This window comes from Aquimarina sp. AD1, from assembly GCF_003443695.1.
In the GTDB taxonomy this organism is placed as follows: Bacteria; Bacteroidota; Bacteroidia; order Flavobacteriales; family Flavobacteriaceae; genus Aquimarina; species Aquimarina latercula.
The window spans coordinates 3,470,472-3,491,517 of sequence record NZ_CP031966.1 but is presented as its reverse complement, the minus strand read 5'-3'; the positions used below and the strand labels follow the sequence as shown (position 1 = coordinate 3,491,517).

General features: G+C 32.3%; 21 protein-coding genes. 18 read left to right on the top strand and 3 right to left on the bottom strand.

Features of this window, described 5'->3' with window-relative positions; translation table 11 throughout:
- Positions 1–28: 28 nt before the first annotated feature.
- The 4 genes from D1815_RS15115 (at position 29) to D1815_RS15100 (ending at position 3,363) form a co-directional block, all read left to right on the top strand.
- The gene (locus tag D1815_RS15115; protein WP_118387954.1) at positions 29–493 is read left to right on the top strand and encodes a single-stranded DNA-binding protein; all 465 of its coding nucleotides are present in this window, start codon (positions 29–31) and stop codon (positions 491–493) included.
- 24 nt (positions 494–517) lie between these two features.
- Positions 518–1,843: a gliding motility-associated protein GldE gene (locus tag D1815_RS15110; RefSeq protein WP_162897367.1), complete on the top strand. Its 1,326-nt coding sequence runs from the start codon at positions 518–520 to the stop codon at positions 1,841–1,843.
- Positions 1,833–2,411: a gliding motility lipoprotein GldD gene (gene gldD, locus D1815_RS15105; protein ID WP_118387952.1), complete on the top strand. Its 579-nt coding sequence runs from the start codon at positions 1,833–1,835 to the stop codon at positions 2,409–2,411. Before D1815_RS15110 ends, gldD begins: the two co-directional genes overlap by 11 nt.
- A 76-nt stretch (positions 2,412–2,487) precedes the next feature.
- A complete protein-coding gene (locus D1815_RS15100; RefSeq protein WP_118387950.1) occupies positions 2,488–3,363 on the top strand; it encodes a DMT family transporter in 876 nt (291 codons plus the stop codon).
- 48 nt (positions 3,364–3,411) lie between these two features.
- On the opposite strand, the gene D1815_RS15095 is transcribed toward D1815_RS15100, so the two are convergent.
- Both D1815_RS15095 and D1815_RS15090 read right to left on the bottom strand, forming a co-directional pair.
- Positions 3,412–5,478 (bottom strand): pitrilysin family protein, encoded by a 2,067-nt coding sequence (locus tag D1815_RS15095; protein ID WP_118390023.1) that lies wholly within the window; start codon positions 5,476–5,478, stop codon positions 3,412–3,414.
- A gap of 17 nt (positions 5,479–5,495) precedes the next feature.
- Positions 5,496–6,821 carry a pitrilysin family protein gene (locus D1815_RS15090; RefSeq protein WP_027394798.1) on the bottom strand — a complete coding sequence of 442 codons (1,326 nt, stop codon included), beginning with the start codon at positions 6,819–6,821 and terminating at the stop codon, positions 5,496–5,498.
- Positions 6,822–6,991: 170 nt separating this feature from the next.
- On the opposite strand from D1815_RS15090, the gene D1815_RS15085 reads away from it, so the two are divergent.
- The 7 genes from D1815_RS15085 to D1815_RS15055 all read left to right on the top strand — a co-directional run bounded on the left by D1815_RS15085 (position 6,992) and on the right by D1815_RS15055 (position 14,752).
- Positions 6,992–7,465, top strand: a complete 474-nt coding sequence (locus D1815_RS15085) for a DUF4199 domain-containing protein (RefSeq protein WP_118387948.1) — start codon at positions 6,992–6,994, stop codon at positions 7,463–7,465.
- 96 nt (positions 7,466–7,561) lie between these two features.
- On the top strand, positions 7,562–8,254 hold the full coding sequence (rplU, locus tag D1815_RS15080) for a 50S ribosomal protein L21 (protein WP_027394800.1): 693 nt from the start codon (positions 7,562–7,564) through the stop codon (positions 8,252–8,254).
- Positions 8,255–8,290: 36 nt separating this feature from the next.
- Positions 8,291–8,551, top strand: coding sequence for a 50S ribosomal protein L27 (gene rpmA, locus D1815_RS15075; protein ID WP_027394801.1), 261 nt, complete (start codon positions 8,291–8,293; stop codon positions 8,549–8,551).
- A gap of 93 nt (positions 8,552–8,644) precedes the next feature.
- Entirely contained in the window at positions 8,645–8,980 is a 336-nt protein-coding gene (locus D1815_RS15070) for a hypothetical protein (protein ID WP_027394802.1), read from the top strand.
- Positions 8,981–9,089: 109 nt separating this feature from the next.
- Positions 9,090–10,679, top strand: a complete 1,590-nt coding sequence (locus tag D1815_RS15065; protein WP_118387946.1) for a tetratricopeptide repeat protein — start codon at positions 9,090–9,092, stop codon at positions 10,677–10,679.
- A 177-nt stretch (positions 10,680–10,856) separates the two neighbouring features.
- Entirely contained in the window at positions 10,857–13,724 is a 2,868-nt protein-coding gene (locus tag D1815_RS15060) for a TonB-dependent receptor (RefSeq protein ID WP_118387944.1), read from the top strand.
- Between the two features lie 17 nt (positions 13,725–13,741).
- Positions 13,742–14,752 carry a phytase gene (locus D1815_RS15055; RefSeq protein WP_118387942.1) on the top strand — a complete coding sequence of 337 codons (1,011 nt, stop codon included), beginning with the start codon at positions 13,742–13,744 and terminating at the stop codon, positions 14,750–14,752.
- Positions 14,753–14,868: 116 nt separating this feature from the next.
- Here D1815_RS15055 and ahcY read toward each other — a convergent pair whose 3' ends face one another.
- Positions 14,869–16,185, bottom strand: a complete 1,317-nt coding sequence (gene ahcY, locus D1815_RS15050) for an adenosylhomocysteinase (RefSeq protein WP_027394806.1) — start codon at positions 16,183–16,185, stop codon at positions 14,869–14,871.
- A gap of 138 nt (positions 16,186–16,323) precedes the next feature.
- Here ahcY and D1815_RS15045 point away from each other — a divergent pair, with 138 nt between their 5' ends.
- The 7 genes from D1815_RS15045 (at position 16,324) to D1815_RS15015 (ending at position 20,883) form a co-directional block, all read left to right on the top strand.
- The gene (locus tag D1815_RS15045; protein WP_027394807.1) at positions 16,324–16,953 is read left to right on the top strand and encodes a 4'-phosphopantetheinyl transferase superfamily protein; all 630 of its coding nucleotides are present in this window, start codon (positions 16,324–16,326) and stop codon (positions 16,951–16,953) included.
- A gap of 34 nt (positions 16,954–16,987) precedes the next feature.
- Entirely contained in the window at positions 16,988–17,248 is a 261-nt protein-coding gene (locus D1815_RS15040; RefSeq protein WP_027394808.1) for a hypothetical protein, read from the top strand.
- Positions 17,232–17,864 carry a nicotinamide riboside transporter PnuC gene (gene pnuC / locus D1815_RS15035; RefSeq protein ID WP_118387940.1) on the top strand — a complete coding sequence of 211 codons (633 nt, stop codon included), beginning with the start codon at positions 17,232–17,234 and terminating at the stop codon, positions 17,862–17,864. Before D1815_RS15040 ends, pnuC begins: the two co-directional genes overlap by 17 nt.
- Positions 17,825–18,394: an AAA family ATPase gene (locus tag D1815_RS15030; protein ID WP_027394810.1), complete on the top strand. Its 570-nt coding sequence runs from the start codon at positions 17,825–17,827 to the stop codon at positions 18,392–18,394. Before pnuC ends, D1815_RS15030 begins: the two co-directional genes overlap by 40 nt.
- A complete protein-coding gene (locus tag D1815_RS15025) occupies positions 18,391–19,956 on the top strand; it encodes a DUF4301 family protein (RefSeq protein WP_118387938.1) in 1,566 nt (521 codons plus the stop codon). The genes D1815_RS15030 and D1815_RS15025 overlap by 4 nt, the downstream gene beginning before the upstream one ends.
- Positions 19,953–20,354: an alternative ribosome rescue aminoacyl-tRNA hydrolase ArfB gene (gene arfB, locus D1815_RS15020; RefSeq protein WP_027394812.1), complete on the top strand. Its 402-nt coding sequence runs from the start codon at positions 19,953–19,955 to the stop codon at positions 20,352–20,354. Before D1815_RS15025 ends, arfB begins: the two co-directional genes overlap by 4 nt.
- Before the next feature lie 199 nt (positions 20,355–20,553).
- Positions 20,554–20,883, top strand: a complete 330-nt coding sequence (locus D1815_RS15015; RefSeq protein WP_027394813.1) for a hypothetical protein — start codon at positions 20,554–20,556, stop codon at positions 20,881–20,883.
- Positions 20,884–21,046: the final 163 nt, after the last annotated feature.

Below are 21,046 nucleotides of genomic sequence, written 5' to 3'. Positions count from 1 at the left end.
ATTACATTTACTATAAATAATAAAGGATATGTCTGGAACGTTGAATAAGGTAATGCTTATTGGTCATACAGGAGATGAAGTAAAGATGCATTATTTTGAAGGAGGAAACTGTATTGGCAGATTTCCGCTGGCAACTAATGATTCTTATGTAAACAAAACCACTGGAGAGAGAGTTACTTCTACAGAATGGCACAATATTGTGGTGCGTAATAAAGCAGCTGAAATCTGTGAAAAATATTTAAAGAAAGGAGATAAAGTATATATTGAAGGTCGTCTTAAAACTAGAAAATGGCAAGATGAACAAGGAAAAGATCGATATAATACAGAGATACAGTGTACCGATTTTACATTTTTGACTCCAAAAACGGAAGGACAACAATCCGAAACAACTGCAAGCAGTCAGCCGGTAAGTAATGCAAACCCTTCAGTAGGTACAACACAATCGATATCATCCCCATCTACAGAAATGGAAGAAGATGATCTTCCGTTTTAATATGTTTAACTAAACCGCTATAATTTGGATCCTGATCCCGAACCTTTATTTGTTTTATTTGTTGCTTTTGATTCCATGCAGGCAATTAATTTACTTGCCCTTATTTTACTATTGATTTGTTCTGCTTTAATCTCGGGTAGTGAGGTTTCTTTATTTTCGCTTACTCCCTCAGATCTTAAAATAGAAGGAGAAGAAGAAACTGCAAATCAAAAGATAATATCAAAGTTATTAAGTAGGCCAAAGAAATTGTTAGCTACAATATTAGTGGCTAATAATTTTATAAATATTGCTATTGTATTACTCTTTGATGCTTTAGGAGAGATTTATTTTAAAGATCTTGATATCATTTGGTGGGGTTGGATGGATGTAAGATTTGTTGTAGAGGTAATTATTGTAGCATTCCTTATTTTATTATTTGGAGAAATTTTACCAAAGATATATGCGAGTAGAAATAAAGTGAAATTTGCCAATTTTATGGCAAGACCATTAAGAATTTTGGACTGGGTTATTACTCCGATTAGTTTACCAATGAGAGGTGTGACGATACGAATTCATAATAAATTAGGTAAGCAGAAATCTAATATCAGTGTTGATCAATTATCACAAGCGTTGGAGTTAACCTCAGACACCGATACTACTTCTGAGGAGAAGAAAATTTTAGAAGGTATTGTTTCTTTTGGTAATACTGATACTAAACAGGTAATGAAACCTAGGATAGATATTTTTGCCTTAAATCGCGATATGAAATATACCGAGGTTATTCCTGAAATTATAGAAAAAGGATATTCTCGTATTCCAGTATATGAAGATAGTATTGACAAAGTTATTGGTATTCTTTATGTAAAGGATTTATTGCCTTATATCAATCATAAAGATTATAATTGGGTAGATCTTGTAAGAGAACCTTATTTTGTTCCGGAAAACAAAAAGTTAGATGATTTGCTTAATGATTTTAAGAATAAAAAGAATCATTTGGCAATTGTAGTAGACGAATATGGTGGAACAAGTGGTTTGATTTCTTTAGAGGATATTATTGAAGAAATAGTTGGGGATATTAGTGATGAATTTGATGATGAAGATTTAATATTTTCTAAGTTAGATGATCTCAATTATGTGTTCGAAGGAAGAACTTCTTTAAAAGATTTTTATAAAGTATTGAAGTTGGAAGATCAAACAGTTTTTGAGAGTAAAAAAGGGGATGCAGAAACGATTGCAGGATTGCTATTGGAGATATCCGGAAGCTTTCCTAAAAGAGGAGATGTAATTGTATTAGAAGAATATGTTTTTAAAATAGAATCTCTAGATAATAAACGTATCAAAAGGATTAAATTAACGATTAATGAAGAGTAAAATATATAATTTTTTTGTGATTGCAGTTGCAAGTGCTTTATGTTCTTGTGGTGGAGATGTTTTACCAAAGCCTAAAGGAATGTTACGGTTGGCTTATCCAACACCAAAATATGAAAAGGCTTCACTAGATTGTTCGTATACTTTTGAGAAGAATAATATTGCAAATTTTAAAAAAGCTAAAAACAATAAAGAATGTTGGTATAATATAGATTACCCGAAGCTGAATGCAACTATTTATGTTTCGTATTACAATGTGGATAAGAACTTAGATTCGTTATTAAGAGATGCACAAAACTTAACACAAGAACACCATATTAAAGCTGATGGAATAGATCAAAAAGATTTTATTCTACGAGAAAAAAAAGTTTATGGAAGCATTTTTGAGGTTACAGGAAATGCTGCTTCTTCTTGCCAATTTTATGTAACAGATAGTCTTAATCATTTTGTTTCTGGTTCAGTGTACTTTAAAGTAAAACCAAATTATGATTCCATTCTTCCTGCAGCGAAATATTTAAGAAATGATGTTGTTCATTTTATGGAAACAATTCAATGGGAAGAAGAACGCTAAACGTTCGTTAATTTTTCTACATAAAAGAGTATCGCTTGTTTAATTTTATTGATTTTTGCAGCTTATAAAATGATCGATGCAAAACTCAAAACTAAAATGGATATATCTTGCGATACTTTCGCTAGTATGGGGTAGTTCGTTTATATTAATTAAGAAGTCGTTGATAGGTCTTACTCCTATGCAGTTAGGGGCTTTAAGGACTCTGTTCGCAGCAATTTTTTTATTCCTGATTGGTTTCAGAAGTATGAAAACCATTAAGAAAGGAGAATGGAAGTGGATTGTTATTTCTGGTTTTTTAGGGACATTTATTCCGGCATTTTTATTTGCTTTTGCAGAAACGGAAATAGATAGTGGTATTGCTTCTGTTCTTAATTCTACAACTCCGCTTGTTACCTTAATATTAGGGGTGCTGCTATTCTCGATTCGATTTAGTAGAAATCAATTAATTGGTGTTGTCGTTGGGTTAATTGGATGTTTGGCTCTTATTTGGGAAGGAGCTTCTATAAATCCTAATCAGAATTATTGGTACGCAGCGTTAGTGCTTTGTGCTTCGGTTTGTTATGCAACCAATGTGAATATTATAAAACGTTATATGCAAGAAATTTCTCCTATGGCGATAGCTAATGGTAATTTTATTGTGTTAGTAATTCCTTCTCTTGTAGTGTTATATTATTCTGATTTTTTTAATAATACGGTAATAAGTAATCCAGAAGTACATACGAGTTTGATGTATATTTCTATTCTTGCAGTAGTGGGAACCGGAATTGCTAAGGTTTTATTCAATAAATTAGTTCAAATGAGTAGTCCTGTTTTTGCCACTTCGGTAACGTATACAATTCCGATAGTAGCTTTAATGTGGGGGTTGCTGGATGGCGAAGAATTTTCTTTTTATCAAGTAATTGCTGCTGGGATAATAATTTTAGGAGTATATATCGCTAATCGAAAAAAATAAAGGCCCGTTTATTAGAACGGACCTTTATAAATAAGTGAGTTATAGATTTTATTTAAAATCTTCTTCTGTTACTCCTTCGTTAATTTTAATTTCTGAAACATTAAAATCAAACTTCTGTGGACCAGCAGATATTGACATTGTATGAGGGAATTTGATTCCATTAACTTCTTTGTAGTTGCTATATCCAATTGTAGAAGGTATTTTTTGACCTCCTTGTTCCTGGATTACAATATCTTTTATTTTTAATCCTGTTTCTGTATCGAAATAAGAGGTTCTCTTATCGCTTATTTTAACTTTATAAGCTTTACCATTTTCGTAAGGTTCAAGACCTTCTAGTTTAGCATCTGTATTTTTTAGTTCCGGGAAAGGGTATATTTCTTTTTTTGCATCAGCAATCTGAGCTTCTGTATAGTCAATTTTTTGACCTTGAGCCATAGCATATCCTTTAGTACCGTCGAACACATTTTTGTTTACAGAGTTGCCTCCAAATAATATATCAGTAAGCGTTTGGTTTTTCGAAGTAACTTTAGATATCATCTGTAGTGTTGCTCCTCCCATAGATGCTTCGGCTGTAGTGAAGGTAGATTGTACTGCTGTCAATTTATCTTTACCGCCAATAGCTTTTAAATAATTATCTAAAACTGACTGGGCAGTAACTCCCTCTGGGGTAGCTGCATTGTAATCAGGTTTTTCAGTTTTGTTTCCATATTTGTCAAAATATAGAACAGGAATTTTCTTTCCTTCGAAGCTAATTTTTTCTAGGTTTTCTAGAACATCACTTCCTTTACCAACTAATACAATTCTAGCTTTGTCTAGATTAAAATATTTGTTAGCAATCCTTTTAATATCAGCTTTGCTAACTGCGTTGATTTTTGCAATAAAAGTTTCGTAAAAATCTTTTGGAAGATTTTGAGTTTTGATATCAATACTTCTTGCTGCTATTGTTCTATCATTTTCGGAAGCTAGAATAAAGTCTCCTAAGAATTTTGCTTTCGCATTTTTTAATACTTCGTCATCTACATCTTCAGTTCTGATTCTTTTAATTTCTTTTAGAGTTTCTACAACAGCACTATCTGTTACCATATTTCTTACTTTAGCTGTAGCTCTAAATAGCGTTTTAAAGTTTTTGTTTCTTGGTAATGTAGATCGTCCTCCATATGTGTACCCGTGCTCTTCTCTTAGGTTCATATTGATATAACTACCAAATGACCCTCCTAAAACATAGTTAGCTACCAATGCAGCGTGATGATCTTCGTCAGCCATCTTTAGATTAGAAACGCTCATTACAGCCATTTCTGTTTGTACAGCATTCGGCATATCGATAAAATTGATCTGTCTGTATTGCGCGTCTTTAACTTCTGGCATTCCAAAAGAAGGAGCTTTTCCAGCTTTCCAAGAAGTAAAATTCTTTTCTACTAATTCTTTAGCTTTATCATTACTGATGTCTCCACTAATTACCATATATGCATTTGCAGGGACAAAGTTGTTTCTGTAGTATGTTTCTACATCTGCTAAGGTGATATTATTAATTGTTTTTTCTGTAATATACTCTCCAGCTGGGTGATTTTTTCCGTAACCAAGAACGCTTCTTACTCGATCAGCAACCGCTTCTGCACTATTTTCTCCTGATTTAACACCTTCGATAAGTTTTTTCTTTTCAAGGTCTAGTTCCTCTTGCGTAAAGTTTGGATTTAAGGAAGCTTTTGCAAAAAGTTCGATGATTCGATCAGAATATTTAGATAAAGATTGCGCAAATCCACCTGATGCTCCAGTATTGATGAAAGCACCAAGAAAATCGACTTCCTCGTTAAAAGCATCTTTGCTAATTTTTTTAGTCCCTTTTCCCATTATTTGGGATACAATTCCTTCGATTCCTGCTTTATCGCCTTCGGCATTTGGTGGGTTATCTAATGATAAGCTAACTGTGATTCTTGGTAGTTTTTTGTTTTCTACAACAAGAACGGTAAGTCCATTGCCCATTTTAAATGTATATGGCTCTCCTAAATTTATAACAGGAGTAGGTCCTGATTTTGGCATTTTTGATCGATCTATCTGTGCTTGAGCACTTATTGCAACCAATAAAAAAGCTATGATAAAGGTTATATTTTTTTTCATTTCTGTATTCATTTATATTATTTGCTTGACTCCGGTAAGTAGTCAAGATTAAGACGTTGATTTTTATTCAGATATTTCTTAGCAACATTTTGAATGTCTTCTCTGGTAATTGATCTGTAGATTTCAATTTCTTTATTGATAAGATTAGTATCGTCATAAAGCATGTTGTAACGAGCCAGTGAATTTGCAATTCCTTCGATACTGGAGTTAGAGTTTACGAAGTTATTTTCAAATTGATTCTGAAGTTTTTTGAATTCTCTTTCAGAAATTAGTTCATTTTGTAACTTTTCGATTTCGCTATCCATTTCTGCTAGAAGTTTATCTAAACTAACGTCCCCAAGAGGTAAAGCACCCATTAGGTAAGTACCATAGTCTTCTTGAGAATCCGTAAAGGCAATTACCTGTAATGCCATTTTTTTATCCTCTACCATGTTTTTCTGCATTCTAGAGCTGTTTCCTCCTGTTAAAATAGTAGAAATATAATCTAATACATAGGCATCTTTTTCAGTTTGCTTAGGTGTTCTGTAAACTAATACTTTTGCAGGGATTTGGATGTTTGCATCTTTTTCTACCGCAGTGATTTCTGATGTGATAGGATCTTCTACTATTGTCGTTCTTGTTATTTTTTCTCCATTATTTTTAATAGATCCAAAATAATCCGAAATCATTTTCTTAGCATCTTCAATTTGGATATCTCCGGCTACTACTAAGGTTGCATTATTTGGATTATAGTATTTTTTATTAAAAGCTACGAATTCATCAAGTTTAGCAGCATCAAGGTCTTCCATACTTCCGATCACAGATTGACCATAAGGGTGTTTTTTGAATAGATATTTATTTATACCTGTCTTGTAAATAATTTTACCATATGGTGCATTATCTATTCGTTGTCTTTTTTCTTCCTTTACTACTTCATTCTGGGTGTCTACTCCAATTTTATTGATTACAGGATGTAGCATACGTTCAGACTCCATCCATAACCCTAGTTCTAGGTTGTTAGAAGGTAATGTTTCGTAGTAATAAGTTCTATCCTGAGTAGTGTTAGCGTTGTTTCTTCCACCGTTTGCAGAAACGATATCAAACCACTTTCCTCTTTCTATGTTTTCTGTCCCTTCGAATAATAGGTGTTCGAAAAAATGAGCAAAACCAGTTCTTCCTTTTTCTTCATCTTTTGCTCCTACATGATACATAACACCTACAGTTACTACAGGTGCTTTATTTTCTTGATGTAAAATTACATGTAGACCATTATCTAAGTCATATTCTGTAAATTCTACTTCCTGCGCACTTCCGGAAATTCCAATCAAGAGCGCACAAGCGATTGTGTAAAGTTTATTTTTCATTAGTAATAATTTTGTTTATTGAATTTTTGCAAAGATCGCATTTTGTTATGATTTTAACGAAAAAGAATTTTATCGACCTAAAGTACTTGTTTTTAATAAATTAACAGTTCTTTAAGCCAAAGAATGACTAATTATCCATAAATTTCTGTTAAATCTAAATAATAAAAATTATGAAAAAGTCTACAATTCCCGTTAGATATGGTTCTTTAATCGCAGTAGGGCTGATTGCGTATTTTCTAATTTTATCATTATTTGGGGTGCAAACAAATCCCGTTTTTAGTTTAGGTAATGGAATAATTGTTGCTTTTGGATTGTATAAAGCTATGAAAGATTATAAACTCGAAAAGAGAAGCGAATTTGAATATCAAAAAGGCTTTATGGCTGGATTGTTCACAGGGTTCAATGCTACTCTTATTTTTACTATTTTCTTTGCTATTTATGTTACCAATATAAATACTAATTTTCTTCCAGAAATGCTAGCTAATTGGAGTTCGCATTACCATGTGGGTGTAGGAATAGTAGTGTTTGTAGCAGCTATTATGGGTTTTGCAACTACCTTTGTCTTAACATTGTCTTTTATGCAATTATTAAAAGAAAGCTGGAACATAAAAAAAACTCATAATTCTCCTCCTATAAAAGCGTAAAATATTTGTCAGTTAATTAATTAGCAGTATATTTGCATCCGCTTATTTTAGATAAGTGATAGTTCTTTATATAAAAAATTAATTAAACGTTACGCTATGTACGCAATTGTAGAGATAGCAGGGCAGCAATTTAAAGTTGCAAAAGACCAAAAAGTTTTTGTTCATCGTTTAGCAGGAGAAGAAGGAGATAAAGTTTCTTTTGACAAAGTACTTCTTACTGCAGATGGAGACAAAGTTACTTTAGGCGCCCCGGCTATAGATGGAGCTCAAGTAGGAGCAAAAATCACAAGACACCTTAGAGGTGATAAAGTTATTGTTTTTAAGAAAAAGAGACGTAAAGGATACCGTGTTAAAAATGGTCACCGTCAATCTCTTACTGAAATCGTAATTGAAAGTATAGTTGCTTCTGGAGCTAAAAAAGCTGCACCAAAGAAAGAAGCTAAGAAAGCTGCACCAAAAACTGAAAAGAAAGTAGAAGCTAAAGTTGCTGCTCCTAAAAAGGAAGAAGCACCAAAGAAAGCTGCTCCTAAGAAATCAGCTAAAGCGGATGATCTAAAAAAGATTGAAGGTATCGGACCAAAAATAGCTGAAACTTTAAAGGCTAATGGAATCGTTACTTTTGCTGATCTTTCTAAAGCAGATCCTAAGCAAATTGCAGAGTTCATTAAAGACGTACGTGGAAATCACGTTCCTGATACTTGGCCTAAGCAAGCTGAAATGGCTGCTGATGGTAAGTGGGACGAGTTAAAAGAATGGCAAGATAAATTAGACGGCGGGATTGAAAAATAATTTCCGTTATTATTAACGATATAAAACCTTAAGAAAATGGCTCATAAAAAAGGAGTTGGTAGTTCTAAGAATGGTAGAGAATCAGAATCGAAACGTTTAGGTGTTAAGATTTTTGGTGGACAAGCTGCCATAGCCGGTAACATCATTGTAAGACAAAGAGGTACGGCACACAAACCAGGTGAGAATGTTTATGCTGGTAAAGACCACACATTACACGCAAGAGTAGATGGTGTAGTTAAATTCACTAAGAAAAAAGATAATAAATCTTATGTTTCTATAGTTCCTTTTGAAGCATAAGAATATTTTCCTTTGTAATAAAGATGAAGCCCTTTTCAAATTAATTTGAAAAGGGCTTTTTATTTAAACTATAACTCTTAAACTATAACTCTTATGAAATTATCAAAGCATAAAATTTTGTTCTTTTTTGTTTTTCTATTAATCACAAGCATAGGAATATCCCAGGAAATACCAAAATACGATTATTTAGAAATCATCGTAGTCCAAAAAGCTAATAATAGTGGGCGAGTTAAAAGGGTGAAAGTACAAGAGCAAAGATCATTGGAAGGTAAGCAGATTACGATTAAGGAAATCGAAGATTTAGAAGGGACTTCTGATTTGTTAAACTATATGAATGCTGCTAATTGGGAGTTCGTAGATCGTCAATCTGTGGTGTCCGAAGAAAATGATCCCGTATGGATGAGTTATATTTTCCGAAAGAGGAAATAAAAGACTAAGGTGTAACATAAAAATAATATCTAAATAACATTCTATAATAGGTGTATCACTAGATTTATAAGATTTTTACTTTTTAGTAAGAGTTTTGTAATAGATTGTTATGAGACAAGAATTGTCATGGTTACTTATATGTATATTGTTAATCATTTCTTTTTGTAAAGTTGTTGCACAGGTTGATAATAGTTTAGAAAAAGATAAGAAACAGATTAATGATGCATTGCAGGTTTTAAGAGTAGAGTTAAGAACTGCACAGAAAAAAGGATCACCTATTAGTATTGCTGAGAAGTATTTTCTTTTAGGTAGCTTTTATCAAAATGCAAGAGTATATGATGAAGCTTTAGAACAATATAATAAGGCTCTAGTTTTAATTGAAGAGAAAGACACTCTTTTTGTCCTTCTGAAAAACGAGATAGGTAACATATATCTCTCTACAAAAAATTTTCCTAAAGCCAAGCAGTATTTTAATCAGAGCAAATTAATATCCTCTAAATTCGGATATAAAAAAGGAGTAGCTATTGCTAAAAGATTGCTAGGGTCTTGTTTTGAAAAAGAAGGCGATTACCTTAGCGCTTTGCAATATCAAAAAGAGAGTCTTAAAATATTCTCGGAACTTCAGAATATTGAAGGTGTTGCTGTTGTAAATGAAAACTTAGGAAGTATATACGAAGATTTAGAACAGTATGATGTAGCTTATGAATATTTTAAAAAGTCAAATGAGTACTTTGAAAAAATGGATAAGGCTGGAAAAATCAGTGTTTTTAATAATCTAGGAGATATATGTAGAAAAACTGGAAATTATAGTAAGGCTATCGAATATACCAATAAAGCGCATCAATGGGCACTGTATTTTCATGATAAATATCAAATTAAAAGCGCTCACAAGGATCTTTCTAAAACTTATAACCTTATGGGAGATTTTAAAAAAGCTTTTGATCATCTTTCCAAAAGTGAAAAAATTAATGAAGAGCTTATTCTGTCTGAAAACATTAATCAACTAAATACACTTCAGGTAATTTATGAAACCAAACGAAAAGAAGCTCAAATAAGTACATTATTGCAACAAAAAGAAATTAGTCGTGCTAATCAAAATCTGTTATTAGTTAGTTTAGCTGCTATTATGTTAATTGTAAGTGTCCTATATATTTATTATCGAAAGAAAGGGAAAGAGAGCTTAAAAATTCAGGAGTTTGAACAAAGAACTTTGAAAGCAGAATTAGAGAAGAAGGAGTTTGAAGAAAAAAACTTACAAAGGGAAATTCACTTAAAGACATCTACATTATCCAGATATAGCCTTCATTTGTCTCAGAAAAATAAAATTTTATCTGATTTGTCTTCTACCCTATCTAATATAGCGGATAGAAAAGGGATAGATGTAAATACCAATATAAAACGTATAGTAAAAGAGATTAATTTCAACTTAAAGCAAGAAAGAGAATGGGACGAATTCCATAATTTTTTTAAAGAGATTCATCCAGATTTTATTAAGAGATTATCCCAGTTATCTGAAGACAAACTATCACCTTCAGAATTGCGTTTAGGGATGTTATTACGACTCAATTTATCTTCAAAAGAAATTGCTTCCATTCTTAGAGTTACTCCAGATAGTGTAAGAGTAGCTCGTTATCGATTACGAAAAAAATTACCTATCAATCAGAAAGAAGAGTTGGTTAATTTTATGATTGCTTTGTAATAAAAACCAGAAAAATACACTGTTCTTTTAGTCTATGTTATTGTAATGTAAATAAATCTTAATTGTTGCCTTGTTGTTTATCGTTATTAAGAAAAATGTTTATCCTTTGTTGCTTTACGTTTTTAAAGTAAAACATTGTGTAGTAGTAGTTTTATAGTGATTTTAAAACACTAACAAATGACACCAATCAAATTACTAAAATTAGTATCTGTAACGCTCATTTTCTTTTTGAGTATACATTTTGTACATGCTCAGAAAGGTTCTGTTAAAGGAATTATTACCGATGAGAATGGAATTTCCATGCCAGGAGCTTCTATTATAATTAATTCGATAAACAAAGCAACCATTTCTGATTTTGACGGAAAGTTTACACTTATAAATATAGAGGAAGGTAGTTATATGATCTTAGTGAAATATCTTGGATATGCTGATTTACAAAAAAAAGTAAATGTCTCTTCTTCTCGAACTACTTTTGTCTCTTTATCACTACAAGCAGAAGGTGTTCAATTAGATGATGTTACTATTTCGGCTTATGGAAATAGCGGGCAAGCAAGAGCTTTAAATACGCAGAAGAATAATATTAATATTACTAATGTAGTATCAACGGATCAAATAGGAAAATTTCCTGATGCTAACATTGGAGATGCGGTAAAGCGTATTCCAGGGATAACTATGCAGGTAGATCAAGGAGAGGCACGAAATATTATTGTAAGAGGTTTATCTCCTCAGTTAAATTCTGTAACATTAAATGGAAGTAGAATCCCTTCTGCAGAAGGTGATAATAGAAATGTACAAATGGATTTAATACCGTCCGATATGATTCAAACCATAGAGGTTAATAAGGCAGTAACTCCCGATATGGAGGCGGATGCTTTAGGAGGGTCTGTTAATCTAGTAACTAGAACAGCTCCACAAGGGTTTAGGCTTTCTGCTACCTTGGGTTCAGGAATTAATTTCATTACAGATAAAAGAATATTAAATGGTTCCTTTTTAGTTGGAGATCGATCTAAAAACAAAAAGTTTGGATGGATGTTATCAGCATCAATTAACGATAATGATTTTGGGTCTGACAATATCGAGGCGCAATGGACAGATGAGTTTGAGTTTTATACAGGTGTCGATGATGCTGATGGCGAACCAATATTAGATGAGGTTTCTGTAAATCCGTATACTAATGAATTTCAGATAAGAACATATCTCGTTCAGAGAATTAGAAGAAGTTTTGCAGCAAATTTTGATTACGAATTTGATAATAACAATTCGATGTATCTGAAAACAATCTATAACTGGCGCGATGATAGAGAAAATAGGTTTCGTTTAGAGCATCAAATGTTAGATGCGGAAGATATCGAAGCAGGCGATTTTGAGGTGGTAAATGGAAATCTTACCCGTTTTCCTGTCGAAGTAGCGCGACAAACGAAAGGCGGAATAGATAATAATAGGAGTAAAAATCGAAGATTAGAAGATCAGCGTATGCAGAATTATAGTTTAGGTGGAGATCATTTGTTTGGGAATGTTAAGATAGATTGGATGGCCTCATTTGCTAAAGCATCGGAGGAAAGGCTTAATGAAAGATATGCGGAATATCAATCAGAATATAGTATAATTAATGATAACTCTGATCCAGAATTTCCGATATATACGCCTGTTAATAGTGCTGATGCTAATGATGTATCTGCTTTTGAATTTGGTGAGATTACCGAAGAAAATCAATATACAGAAGAGCAAGATATTAACTTCTTTGTAAATGCTGAATTATCCTCTGATTTTTTTGGTAATGGTAATGGAACTATAAAGTTTGGAATACGAAGTAGATTGAAAAGTAAATTAAGAGATAATGACTTTTTTGAATTTGATTTAGAAGGAAGTGTTCCTACGTTGGGAAATGTTCCTACCCGTAGTTATAGTGATCCTGATTTTCTTGCTGGAAGTCAATACCAAGCTGGATTATATGCAGATGAAAGATGGTTGGGAAGCCTTAGTCTTGTAGATGGAGAATCGGTTCCTGATGAGTTTTTAAGAGCTAATTATGATGTAGAAGAAGATGTGTTGGCAGGATATCTTATGGCGAATCAAAAGCTTTCAGAAAAGTTTAGCGTATTGGCAGGTATTAGATTAGAACATACCAAAATTAATGCTACTGGAAATCAAATTGAAGATGAAGAAAATAGAGTGGGTGAAGTAACAGAAGAGCAATCATATATAAATGTGTTGCCAGGAATACATTTGAAATATGATCTTAATTCGCAAACCGTTTTTAGATTTGCTTGGACCAATACATTAGCAAGACCCAATTATGTTGATTTAGTGCCGTCTCTTGATGTATTATTTGGGGATGAGGAGATTGTTACAGGTAACCCTGATCTTGACCCAACTACTTCTATGAATTTTGATGTAATGGCTGAACATTATTTTAAATCAGTTGGAATATTATCTGGAGGTTTATTTTACAAAAAAATAGATAATTTTATTTATACTTTTAGAGGAGAAACTGAGGATGATCGATTTGGTACAGGTACAGAGGGGTTTGATATTTTTCAGCCACTTAATGGAGAAAAGGCTTCTATTTTTGGAGCAGAGTTATCTATTCAACGTCAACTAGATTTTTTACCTGGTTTTGCTAAGAATTTTAGTGTATATCTTAATTACACATTTCTTACTTCTAGTGCAGATGGAATCCGAAATGAAGATGGAGAAGAACGATCAGATCTCGATCTTCCGAATACATCACCAAATATGTTTAACGGATCTTTAGGATATAACAACAATAAGCTAAGCTTACGATTGTCTGCCAATTTTTCTGATGCATATATAGATGAGATAGGTGGAAACTCTTTTGAAGACAGGTATTATGATAAACAGTTTTTTCTGGATTTTAATGTAAGCTATGCAATTACGAAGAATTTAAGTGTTTATGCAGATTTAAATAATATTACCAATCAACCACTACGTTTTTATCAGGGAATATCAGAAAGAACAATGCAGGCAGAATATTACGAAAGACGCCTTACTTTTGGTTTGAAATATGATCTTTTTAAGAAATAATACAGATACTTTATTTTATGAAAATTTATAGACTAATTCTTGTAGTGAGTGCTTCACTTATTATTTCGTGCGATAAAAAAGAACCGTTAATCAAACCAGATTTGATTACAGAAAAAGTGTTATATGATACTGATGACCCTGCAATATGGGTTCATCCAACTGATCCTTCGAAAAGTATAATTTTTGGAACCGATAAAGATACTAATGGGGCTATTTATGCCTTTGATTTAGATGGGAAGGTAATTCCTGAAAAAGTGATCAGAAATATAAAATACCCAAATAATATCGATTTGGAATATGGATTTAGGTTAAATGATTCTACTACAACAGATATTATTGTTTTTACTGAAAGAGAAAAAAATCAAATCCGCTTATTTTCGGTTCCTGATATGAAACCACTTGATGATGGTGGTTTTCCTGTTTTTGAAGATGAAAAAAATCTAGAGTTAAGAAGGCCTATGGGAATAGGTTTGTATAAAAATCCGGATAACCTTAGTGTTACCGCAATTGTAAGCAGGAAATCAGGCCCCGAAAATGATTACCTCTACCAATATCAATTGGTAAGTGATAGTTTGGGAGTACACGCTAAGTTAGTTAGGAAATTTGGAAAGTTTAGTAAGCAAAAGGAGATAGAAGCAATAGCTGTAGACGATGAGCTTGGGTTTGTGTATTATTCTGATGAAGGTGTAGGTATTAGAAAATATTATGCAGACGTTAAGATGGGAAATGAAGAATTAGCTTTTTTTGGAGGTGAATTTTTTAAAGAAGATATTGAAGGTATTGCGATTGCTTCCAAAGAAAATGGTCAGGGTTTTTTAATTGTGTCTGATCAGCAAAAGGGACAATTTAATGTTTTCTCTAGAAAAGATAATAGCTATATTAAGGCTATAAATTTAGGAACTACGGCAACAGATGGGTGTGATGTAGTTACAATTCCCTTGGGTACTACTTTTACAAAGGGTCTTTTTGTTGCAATGAATGAGCAAAAGGATTTTTATTTCTACGATTTAAGTAGATTGGGGTTGTAAACTATTTATAGTTTAAGCTGATAAAAAAACTCCTTGTCTAAAACAAGGAGTTTTTTATAATATATTCCTGCTAAAAACTTAAATTCAATTTTAAGTAGAGGAATTATTATCTGATTTTAGTATCTGTAATGTTCAGGTTTAAAAGGACCTTCAACAGTTACACCAATATATTCAGCTTGATCGTTTCTTAATTCTGTTAATTCTACTCCGATCTTTTCTAAGTGTAATTTTGCTACTTTTTCATCTAAATGTTTTGGTAGCATATATACTTCATTCTTGTAGCTTTCACTGTTTTTCCAAAGCTCAATTTGTGCTAATGTTTGGTTTGTGAATGAATTACTCATTACAAAACTTGGATGACCAGTAGCACAACCAAGGTTTACTAAACGGCCTTCTGCAAGAATGATTACATCATTTCCGTTTACATTATACTTGTCAACCTGAGGTTTGATGGTATCTTTAGTGTGGCCATACTTTTCGTTTAACCAGGCCATATCGATTTCATTATCAAAATGCCCAATGTTACAAACAATAGCTTTGTCTTTTAAGGCTTCAAAATGTTGCCCTTGAACGATATCTTTATTTCCAGTAGTAGTAATAACAATATCACTATTTCCAATAACCGTTTCTAGTTTCTTTACTTCAAAACCGTCCATAGCAGCTTGTAATGCGCAGATAGGATCAATTTCGGTAACAGTAACTATACTTCCTGCACCTTTAAAAGAAGCTGCAGTACCTTTACCAACATCACCATAACCACAAACAGTAACTCGTTTTCCTGCTAGCATCACATCGGTTGCTCTTCTTATTGCATCTACTGCACTTTCTTTACATCCGTATTTGTTATCAAATTTAGATTTAGTAACAGAGTCATTTACATTGATAGCGGGCATTGGTAATGTTCCGTTTTTTACTCTTTCGTATAATCTATGAACACCTGTTGTAGTTTCTTCTGATAAACCTTTAATTCCTTCAGCTAATTCCGGATAACGATCTAATACCATATTTGTTAAATCACCACCATCATCAAGAATCATATTTAATGGTTTGCGATCTTCTCCAAAGAATAAAGTTTGCTCAATACACCAGTCAAATTCTTCCTCGTTCATGCCTTTCCAAGCATATACAGGGATCCCTGCATCAGCAATAGCAGCGGCAGCTTGATCTTGTGTAGAAAATATGTTACAAGAACTCCAAGTAACCTCTGCACCAAGAGCTTGTAATGTTTCTATTAACACAGCAGTTTGGATAGTCATATGAAGACATCCTGCGATACGAGAACCTTTAAGAGGTTGTTCGTCTTTATACTCTTCTCTAAGGGACATAAGACCTGGCATCTCAGCTTCTGCTAGTTCGATTTCTTTTCTTCCCCAGGCAGCTAATGAAATGTCTTTAACTTTGTAAGGAACATAAGGTACTGTTTTGGTACTCATAGTATCTGTTTTATGTTTATGAAGTGCAATAATTTTAGTATTTCGCACTAAATTATTCTAAATTCGTCTCCTGAAAATCAAGATACTGATGTCCTGAATTTCAGTTTGCAAAGGTACATAATAACTTTAAGAATTCACATGCCTCTTTACAAAACTATAACAGTAGATGATAGTACTAATATATTGATTTGGAAGATAGAAGAGTCTTTTGAAACGCTGTCGGAAGGAATTAAGTTAACAGATCATTGTCAGAATCGCGTTGATAATATGAAATCTGATATGCATAGAAGAGGGTTTATGAGTGTCCGTCATTTATTAGCAGTTTTTGGATACAATGATCACGATTTATATTATGATGATTTTGGTAAGCCACATCTAAAAGATGGAAAGCAAATTTCAATAACACATTCTTACGAGTATGCAGGAATTATTATAAGCGATAAACTTGTGGGTATTGATATTGAAAAACAACGCGAAAAAATTCTTAGAATTGCTCATAAGTTTGTAGATTCTGAACAAGATTTTGTAAATCAACAAGAGGACAAAACCCGAGTGTTGACCGTTATTTGGGGAGCAAAAGAATCCTTATATAAATTATATGGTACTGCAGGGTTGAGTTTTGAGCAAAATATACACATCATGCCATTTGATCTAAATATGCCTTTTACTGCAGGCAGTATTCATTATAATGAAACGATTAGTCATTATGATATAACTTTTTTAGAATTTGATGGGTTTACCTGTGTATATGCTTTGCCCTATGTCTGAGTATAAGAACTAGAATTTTTGAAAATTTGACAAGATGCAGATATCAATAGAGTTAACACTTACCCCTTTACAAAATGATTTTGAAGAACACATTATTAAGTTTATAAAAAGACTTAGAGATTCAAAATTTATAGTATTAGAAAATCCTTTGAGTACTCAGGTATATGGAGGTTATGATGAGGTAATGCCGTTTTTAACTAAAGAAATTAGGAAAGCCTTTGGGGATATGGAGCATGTTTTGGTTTATATGAAAATGGTGAAAAGTAATAGAAGTGACTATGAGCCAAATTTTTGATTTCCTTTTCGGACAATATTCGGAATATTCTACACTAGATATTTCTTTAGAAGTTATTGCAGTATTATTCGGGATAGCAAGTGTTTTTTTTGCTTGGTTTAATAAAATATGGGTATATCCTACCGGATTAATCAGTACTTCTATTTATGTATATTTACTTTTAAAATGGTCGTTATTGGGTGATATGATGATCAATGCATATTATTTTGTGATGAGTATATATGGTTGGTATATATGGACAAAGAAAATAGATGAAACAAATACAACTCCCATTTCTAGAGCAACTTCTACAGAAAAGAAAATAGAATTTTTAATTTTTATTGGTACTTTAATTTTTGTATTTGTTGTTTATAGAACATTTGATAAATGGAATGATTGGACCGCATATGTAGACACATTGACAACAGCAATATTTTTTGTTGGGATGTGGTTGATGGCAAGAAGAAAAATAGAGAATTGGATTTTTTGGATTATAGGAGATATTATTTCTATTCCTTTGTACTTTTATAAAGGGTTTACTTTTACCAGTTTTCAGTATGTGATATTTACATTTATGGCAATTCAAGGATATTTAGCATGGAAGAAAAGCTTAGACAAGAACCCAGTGACTGTATAAGAATTGTATTATTTGGCCCTGAATCAACGGGTAAAACTACTTTATCCAGACAATTGGCAAATCATTATAATGTTTCTTGGGTGCCAGAATATATGAGAATATATCTTCAAGATAAATGGAATAGACTTAAAGAAGTTTGTGTCTATGAAGATTTGATTCCCATTGCTACGGGACAAATGAAGTTAGAAAATCAAATGATTAAAAAAGATGATCCAATAATCTTTTGTGACACAAATCTTTTGGAGATTAAAGTCTATTCTGAGGCTTATTATGATGGATTGGTCCCAGAAGTTATAGAGAAATTTTCGCTAGAAAACACATATGATTTGTATCTTTTAACTTATATTGACACTCCTTGGGTTCCGGATGATTTAAGGGATAAGCCGGATCAGAGAGAAGAGATGTTTTTGAATTTCAAAGAATCTTTAGAAGAAAATAATTGTAATTATGTTACATTAAAAGGAGATCCAGATACTCGTTTTAAGAAAGCAAAAGTTATCATTGACCAATTAATAAAAGAAGCAAAGTGAATATTACGGATAAGGATATTAAACTAATAAGATCAAAAGAATTAACTGTAGAAAAAGTATTATCTCAGATAGAGACATTTAAGAACGAAATTCCTTTTGTAGCCTTAAGAAGCGCAGCTAGTTTAGATAATGGAATTTTAAAATTTTCTGAGCACTATCAATCTGAGTTAACTAAATTATATGAGTCAAGATCTGCTAATCTAAATACAACCAAATTTGTTCCTGCTTCTGGAGCCGCAACGAGAATGTTTAAGGAATTGTTCAAGTTTTTAGATAATTATGAGTATCAAAAAGAAAGTTTAAATTCATATACCAATCATGAGAAAGCTAATGCAATTCGGCTTTTTTTAATAGGACTAGAGAAGTTTCCTTTCTATGATATCGTTATGCAAAAAGTGAAAAGTGCTTACCCTAATTTTGCATCACTCTCAGAAGGGCGACAGCTTCATATTTTTGTGGAAATGATGTTGAAGGAAAAAGGATTGAATTTTGGGGTATATCCAAAAGGGTTGTTGCCATTTCATAAATATACGAATAGCATATCGACTTCTTTTGAGGAACATTTGTTTGAAGCTGCTGGATATAATAAAAATATGAATGGTGATTCTAAATTACATTTTACCATTTCTAAAGAACATTTAGACGCTTTTAAAGATGAATTCGAGAGAATTAAGAAAAAAGTAGAAGCAGAGACTGATACAAATTTTATAATTACATATTCTTTTCAAAAATCAGAAACAGATACGATTGCAGTAGATGAAAATAATGAACCATTTAGAAAAGAAGATGGCTCGTTGTTGTTTAGACCAGGAGGGCATGGAGCCTTAATAGAAAATCTGAATGATTTAGATTCTGATATTATATATATTAAAAATATTGATAATGTCGTGGTTAGGAAATATCAAGACGAAGTGTCTGGGTATAAAAAGGTATTGGCTGGTAAGTTAATTGAGATTCAGGATGAAGCGTTTAGAATATTAAATGCAATTGATAAAGAAGCTCCTACAGAAGCGGAATTAAAGGATATCAAGAAGTTTTTGGTGGAACAGCTTAATGTGAGATTGCCTTTGGATTTTGATAAGTTTTCAGAAAATTATAAACTTCAATTTTTAAAAGAATCATTAGATAGGCCTATTAGAGTTTGTGGTATGGTAATTAACGAAGGAGAACCTGGTGGAGGGCCTTTTTGGATTAAAAAAGAAAATGGAAGACTGGTTTTACAAATTATCGAAACACCTCAGATAAACTCCGAGGACAATAGACAGCAGGATATTTTAAAAAGTGCTACTCATTTTAATCCAGTAGATTTAGTTTGTGGCGTTCGCGATTATAAAGGGAATAAATTTAATTTATTGAATTTTGTAGACCCAGATGCTGGATTCATAACGACAAAATCACTTAATGGTAAGGTTTTAAAAGCATTAGAGTTACCAGGTTTGTGGAATGGAGCTATGGCAAATTGGATTAGTGTTTTTGTAGAAGTTCCGCTAACTACTTTTAATCCTGTTAAAACCGTAAATGATTTATTAAAGTCAGCACATCAAGTAAAACTTTTCTCGTGAACACTGCTATCATAATTAATGAATTAAAATTTAAAGCGGTTAGAAGTTCTGGCGCAGGAGGCCAGCATGTTAATAAGGTGTCTTCTAAAGTTGAGCTTGTTTTTAATATTTTGGATTCTAAAGGGTTGACTGATGAAGAAAAATTAAGAATTACTCAAAAGTTGACTTCAAGAATTACCAAATCTGGTGAGCTCATTTTAAATTGTGGGGATACTAGAAGTCAACATAGAAATAAAGAACTTGTAATTAGTAGATGTTTGGATATTTTAAAAGCAAGCTTGCTTGCTCCTAAACCAAGAAAACGGTCTAAACCCACTAAATCTTCTATTAAAAAACGATTAGAAAGCAAAAAAAGACAAGCTTTAAAAAAGTCTAATCGTAGAAAACCACTGTTGTAATAATAATCGTATTAAAAGTGTGTAAAATTTCTACACTTTTGTGTGGATTTTACAAATTTCTACAGTTTTTTATTTTCGCAGAAAATACTTAAACACCTGTAATATAGTATTTTAAATCATTTTCTTTTGCTATTTATTTTTTGGAACAATTATTCCTATTTATAATACCGTAAGACCAGTTTTTACAATAATTATAAAAATGAAAAATTTACAAATGATCATCGCGATAGTAGTTAGCATTATATCAGCACAAGGAGTGATAGCTCAAGATGAGTTGGCTGAAAATGACGGATGGGAATTTATGGATTATGAATATGAAGTACAGGAGTATGCAGAGATCGAAATTGTAGAATTACCAATGTCAATTCAAGATGCTGCTGCAAGAGATTTTGAAAACTTACGTATACACAAAGCCTACATTTCAAAGGATAATACTTATAAAATTATTCTTAAAGGTAAAGATAACTACACTAAAGTTGTATTTGCTAGCGCTAATGGCGAATGGATAAAGCCAGACGACAAATCTTAAATCTAGGGGTAGAAAAGGATATCGTTTTGCAACCAAAAGACGATATAAAGTTGTTTAGTGCTAAAAAGAGACCCAATCCCAAGGGTCTCTTTTTTATTTTTTACGTTTCTTTGATGTAGAGAATTATTAAATGTTTTTAATGTTTAATTTTATGTAATACATT

What these genes read in the sequence shown, in the direction of transcription:
- D1815_RS15030 (WP_027394810.1), top strand. Translation starts at nt 17,825, where the DNA reads ATGGAAGAAAAGCTTAGACAAGAACCCAGTGACTGTATAAGAATTGTA.
- gldD (WP_118387952.1), top strand. Translation starts at nt 1,833, where the DNA reads ATGAAGAGTAAAATATATAATTTTTTTGTGATTGCAGTTGCAAGTGCT.
- D1815_RS15070 (WP_027394802.1), top strand. Translation starts at nt 8,645, where the DNA reads ATGAAATTATCAAAGCATAAAATTTTGTTCTTTTTTGTTTTTCTATTA.
- D1815_RS15040 (WP_027394808.1), top strand. Translation starts at nt 16,988, where the DNA reads ATGCAGATATCAATAGAGTTAACACTTACCCCTTTACAAAATGATTTT.
- D1815_RS15060 (WP_118387944.1), top strand. Translation starts at nt 10,857, where the DNA reads ATGACACCAATCAAATTACTAAAATTAGTATCTGTAACGCTCATTTTC.
- D1815_RS15065 (WP_118387946.1), top strand. Translation starts at nt 9,090, where the DNA reads ATGAGACAAGAATTGTCATGGTTACTTATATGTATATTGTTAATCATT.
- ahcY (WP_027394806.1), bottom strand. Translation starts at nt 16,185, where the DNA reads ATGAGTACCAAAACAGTACCTTATGTTCCTTACAAAGTTAAAGACATT.
- D1815_RS15045 (WP_027394807.1), top strand. Translation starts at nt 16,324, where the DNA reads ATGCCTCTTTACAAAACTATAACAGTAGATGATAGTACTAATATATTG.
- D1815_RS15055 (WP_118387942.1), top strand. Translation starts at nt 13,742, where the DNA reads ATGAAAATTTATAGACTAATTCTTGTAGTGAGTGCTTCACTTATTATT.
- D1815_RS15100 (WP_118387950.1), top strand. Translation starts at nt 2,488, where the DNA reads ATGCAAAACTCAAAACTAAAATGGATATATCTTGCGATACTTTCGCTA.
- D1815_RS15095 (WP_118390023.1), bottom strand. Translation starts at nt 5,478, where the DNA reads ATGAAAAAAAATATAACCTTTATCATAGCTTTTTTATTGGTTGCAATA.
- D1815_RS15115 (WP_118387954.1), top strand. Translation starts at nt 29, where the DNA reads ATGTCTGGAACGTTGAATAAGGTAATGCTTATTGGTCATACAGGAGAT.
- rplU (WP_027394800.1), top strand. Translation starts at nt 7,562, where the DNA reads ATGTACGCAATTGTAGAGATAGCAGGGCAGCAATTTAAAGTTGCAAAA.
- D1815_RS15085 (WP_118387948.1), top strand. Translation starts at nt 6,992, where the DNA reads ATGAAAAAGTCTACAATTCCCGTTAGATATGGTTCTTTAATCGCAGTA.
- D1815_RS15090 (WP_027394798.1), bottom strand. Translation starts at nt 6,821, where the DNA reads ATGAAAAATAAACTTTACACAATCGCTTGTGCGCTCTTGATTGGAATT.
- pnuC (WP_118387940.1), top strand. Translation starts at nt 17,232, where the DNA reads ATGAGCCAAATTTTTGATTTCCTTTTCGGACAATATTCGGAATATTCT.
- rpmA (WP_027394801.1), top strand. Translation starts at nt 8,291, where the DNA reads ATGGCTCATAAAAAAGGAGTTGGTAGTTCTAAGAATGGTAGAGAATCA.
- D1815_RS15015 (WP_027394813.1), top strand. Translation starts at nt 20,554, where the DNA reads ATGAAAAATTTACAAATGATCATCGCGATAGTAGTTAGCATTATATCA.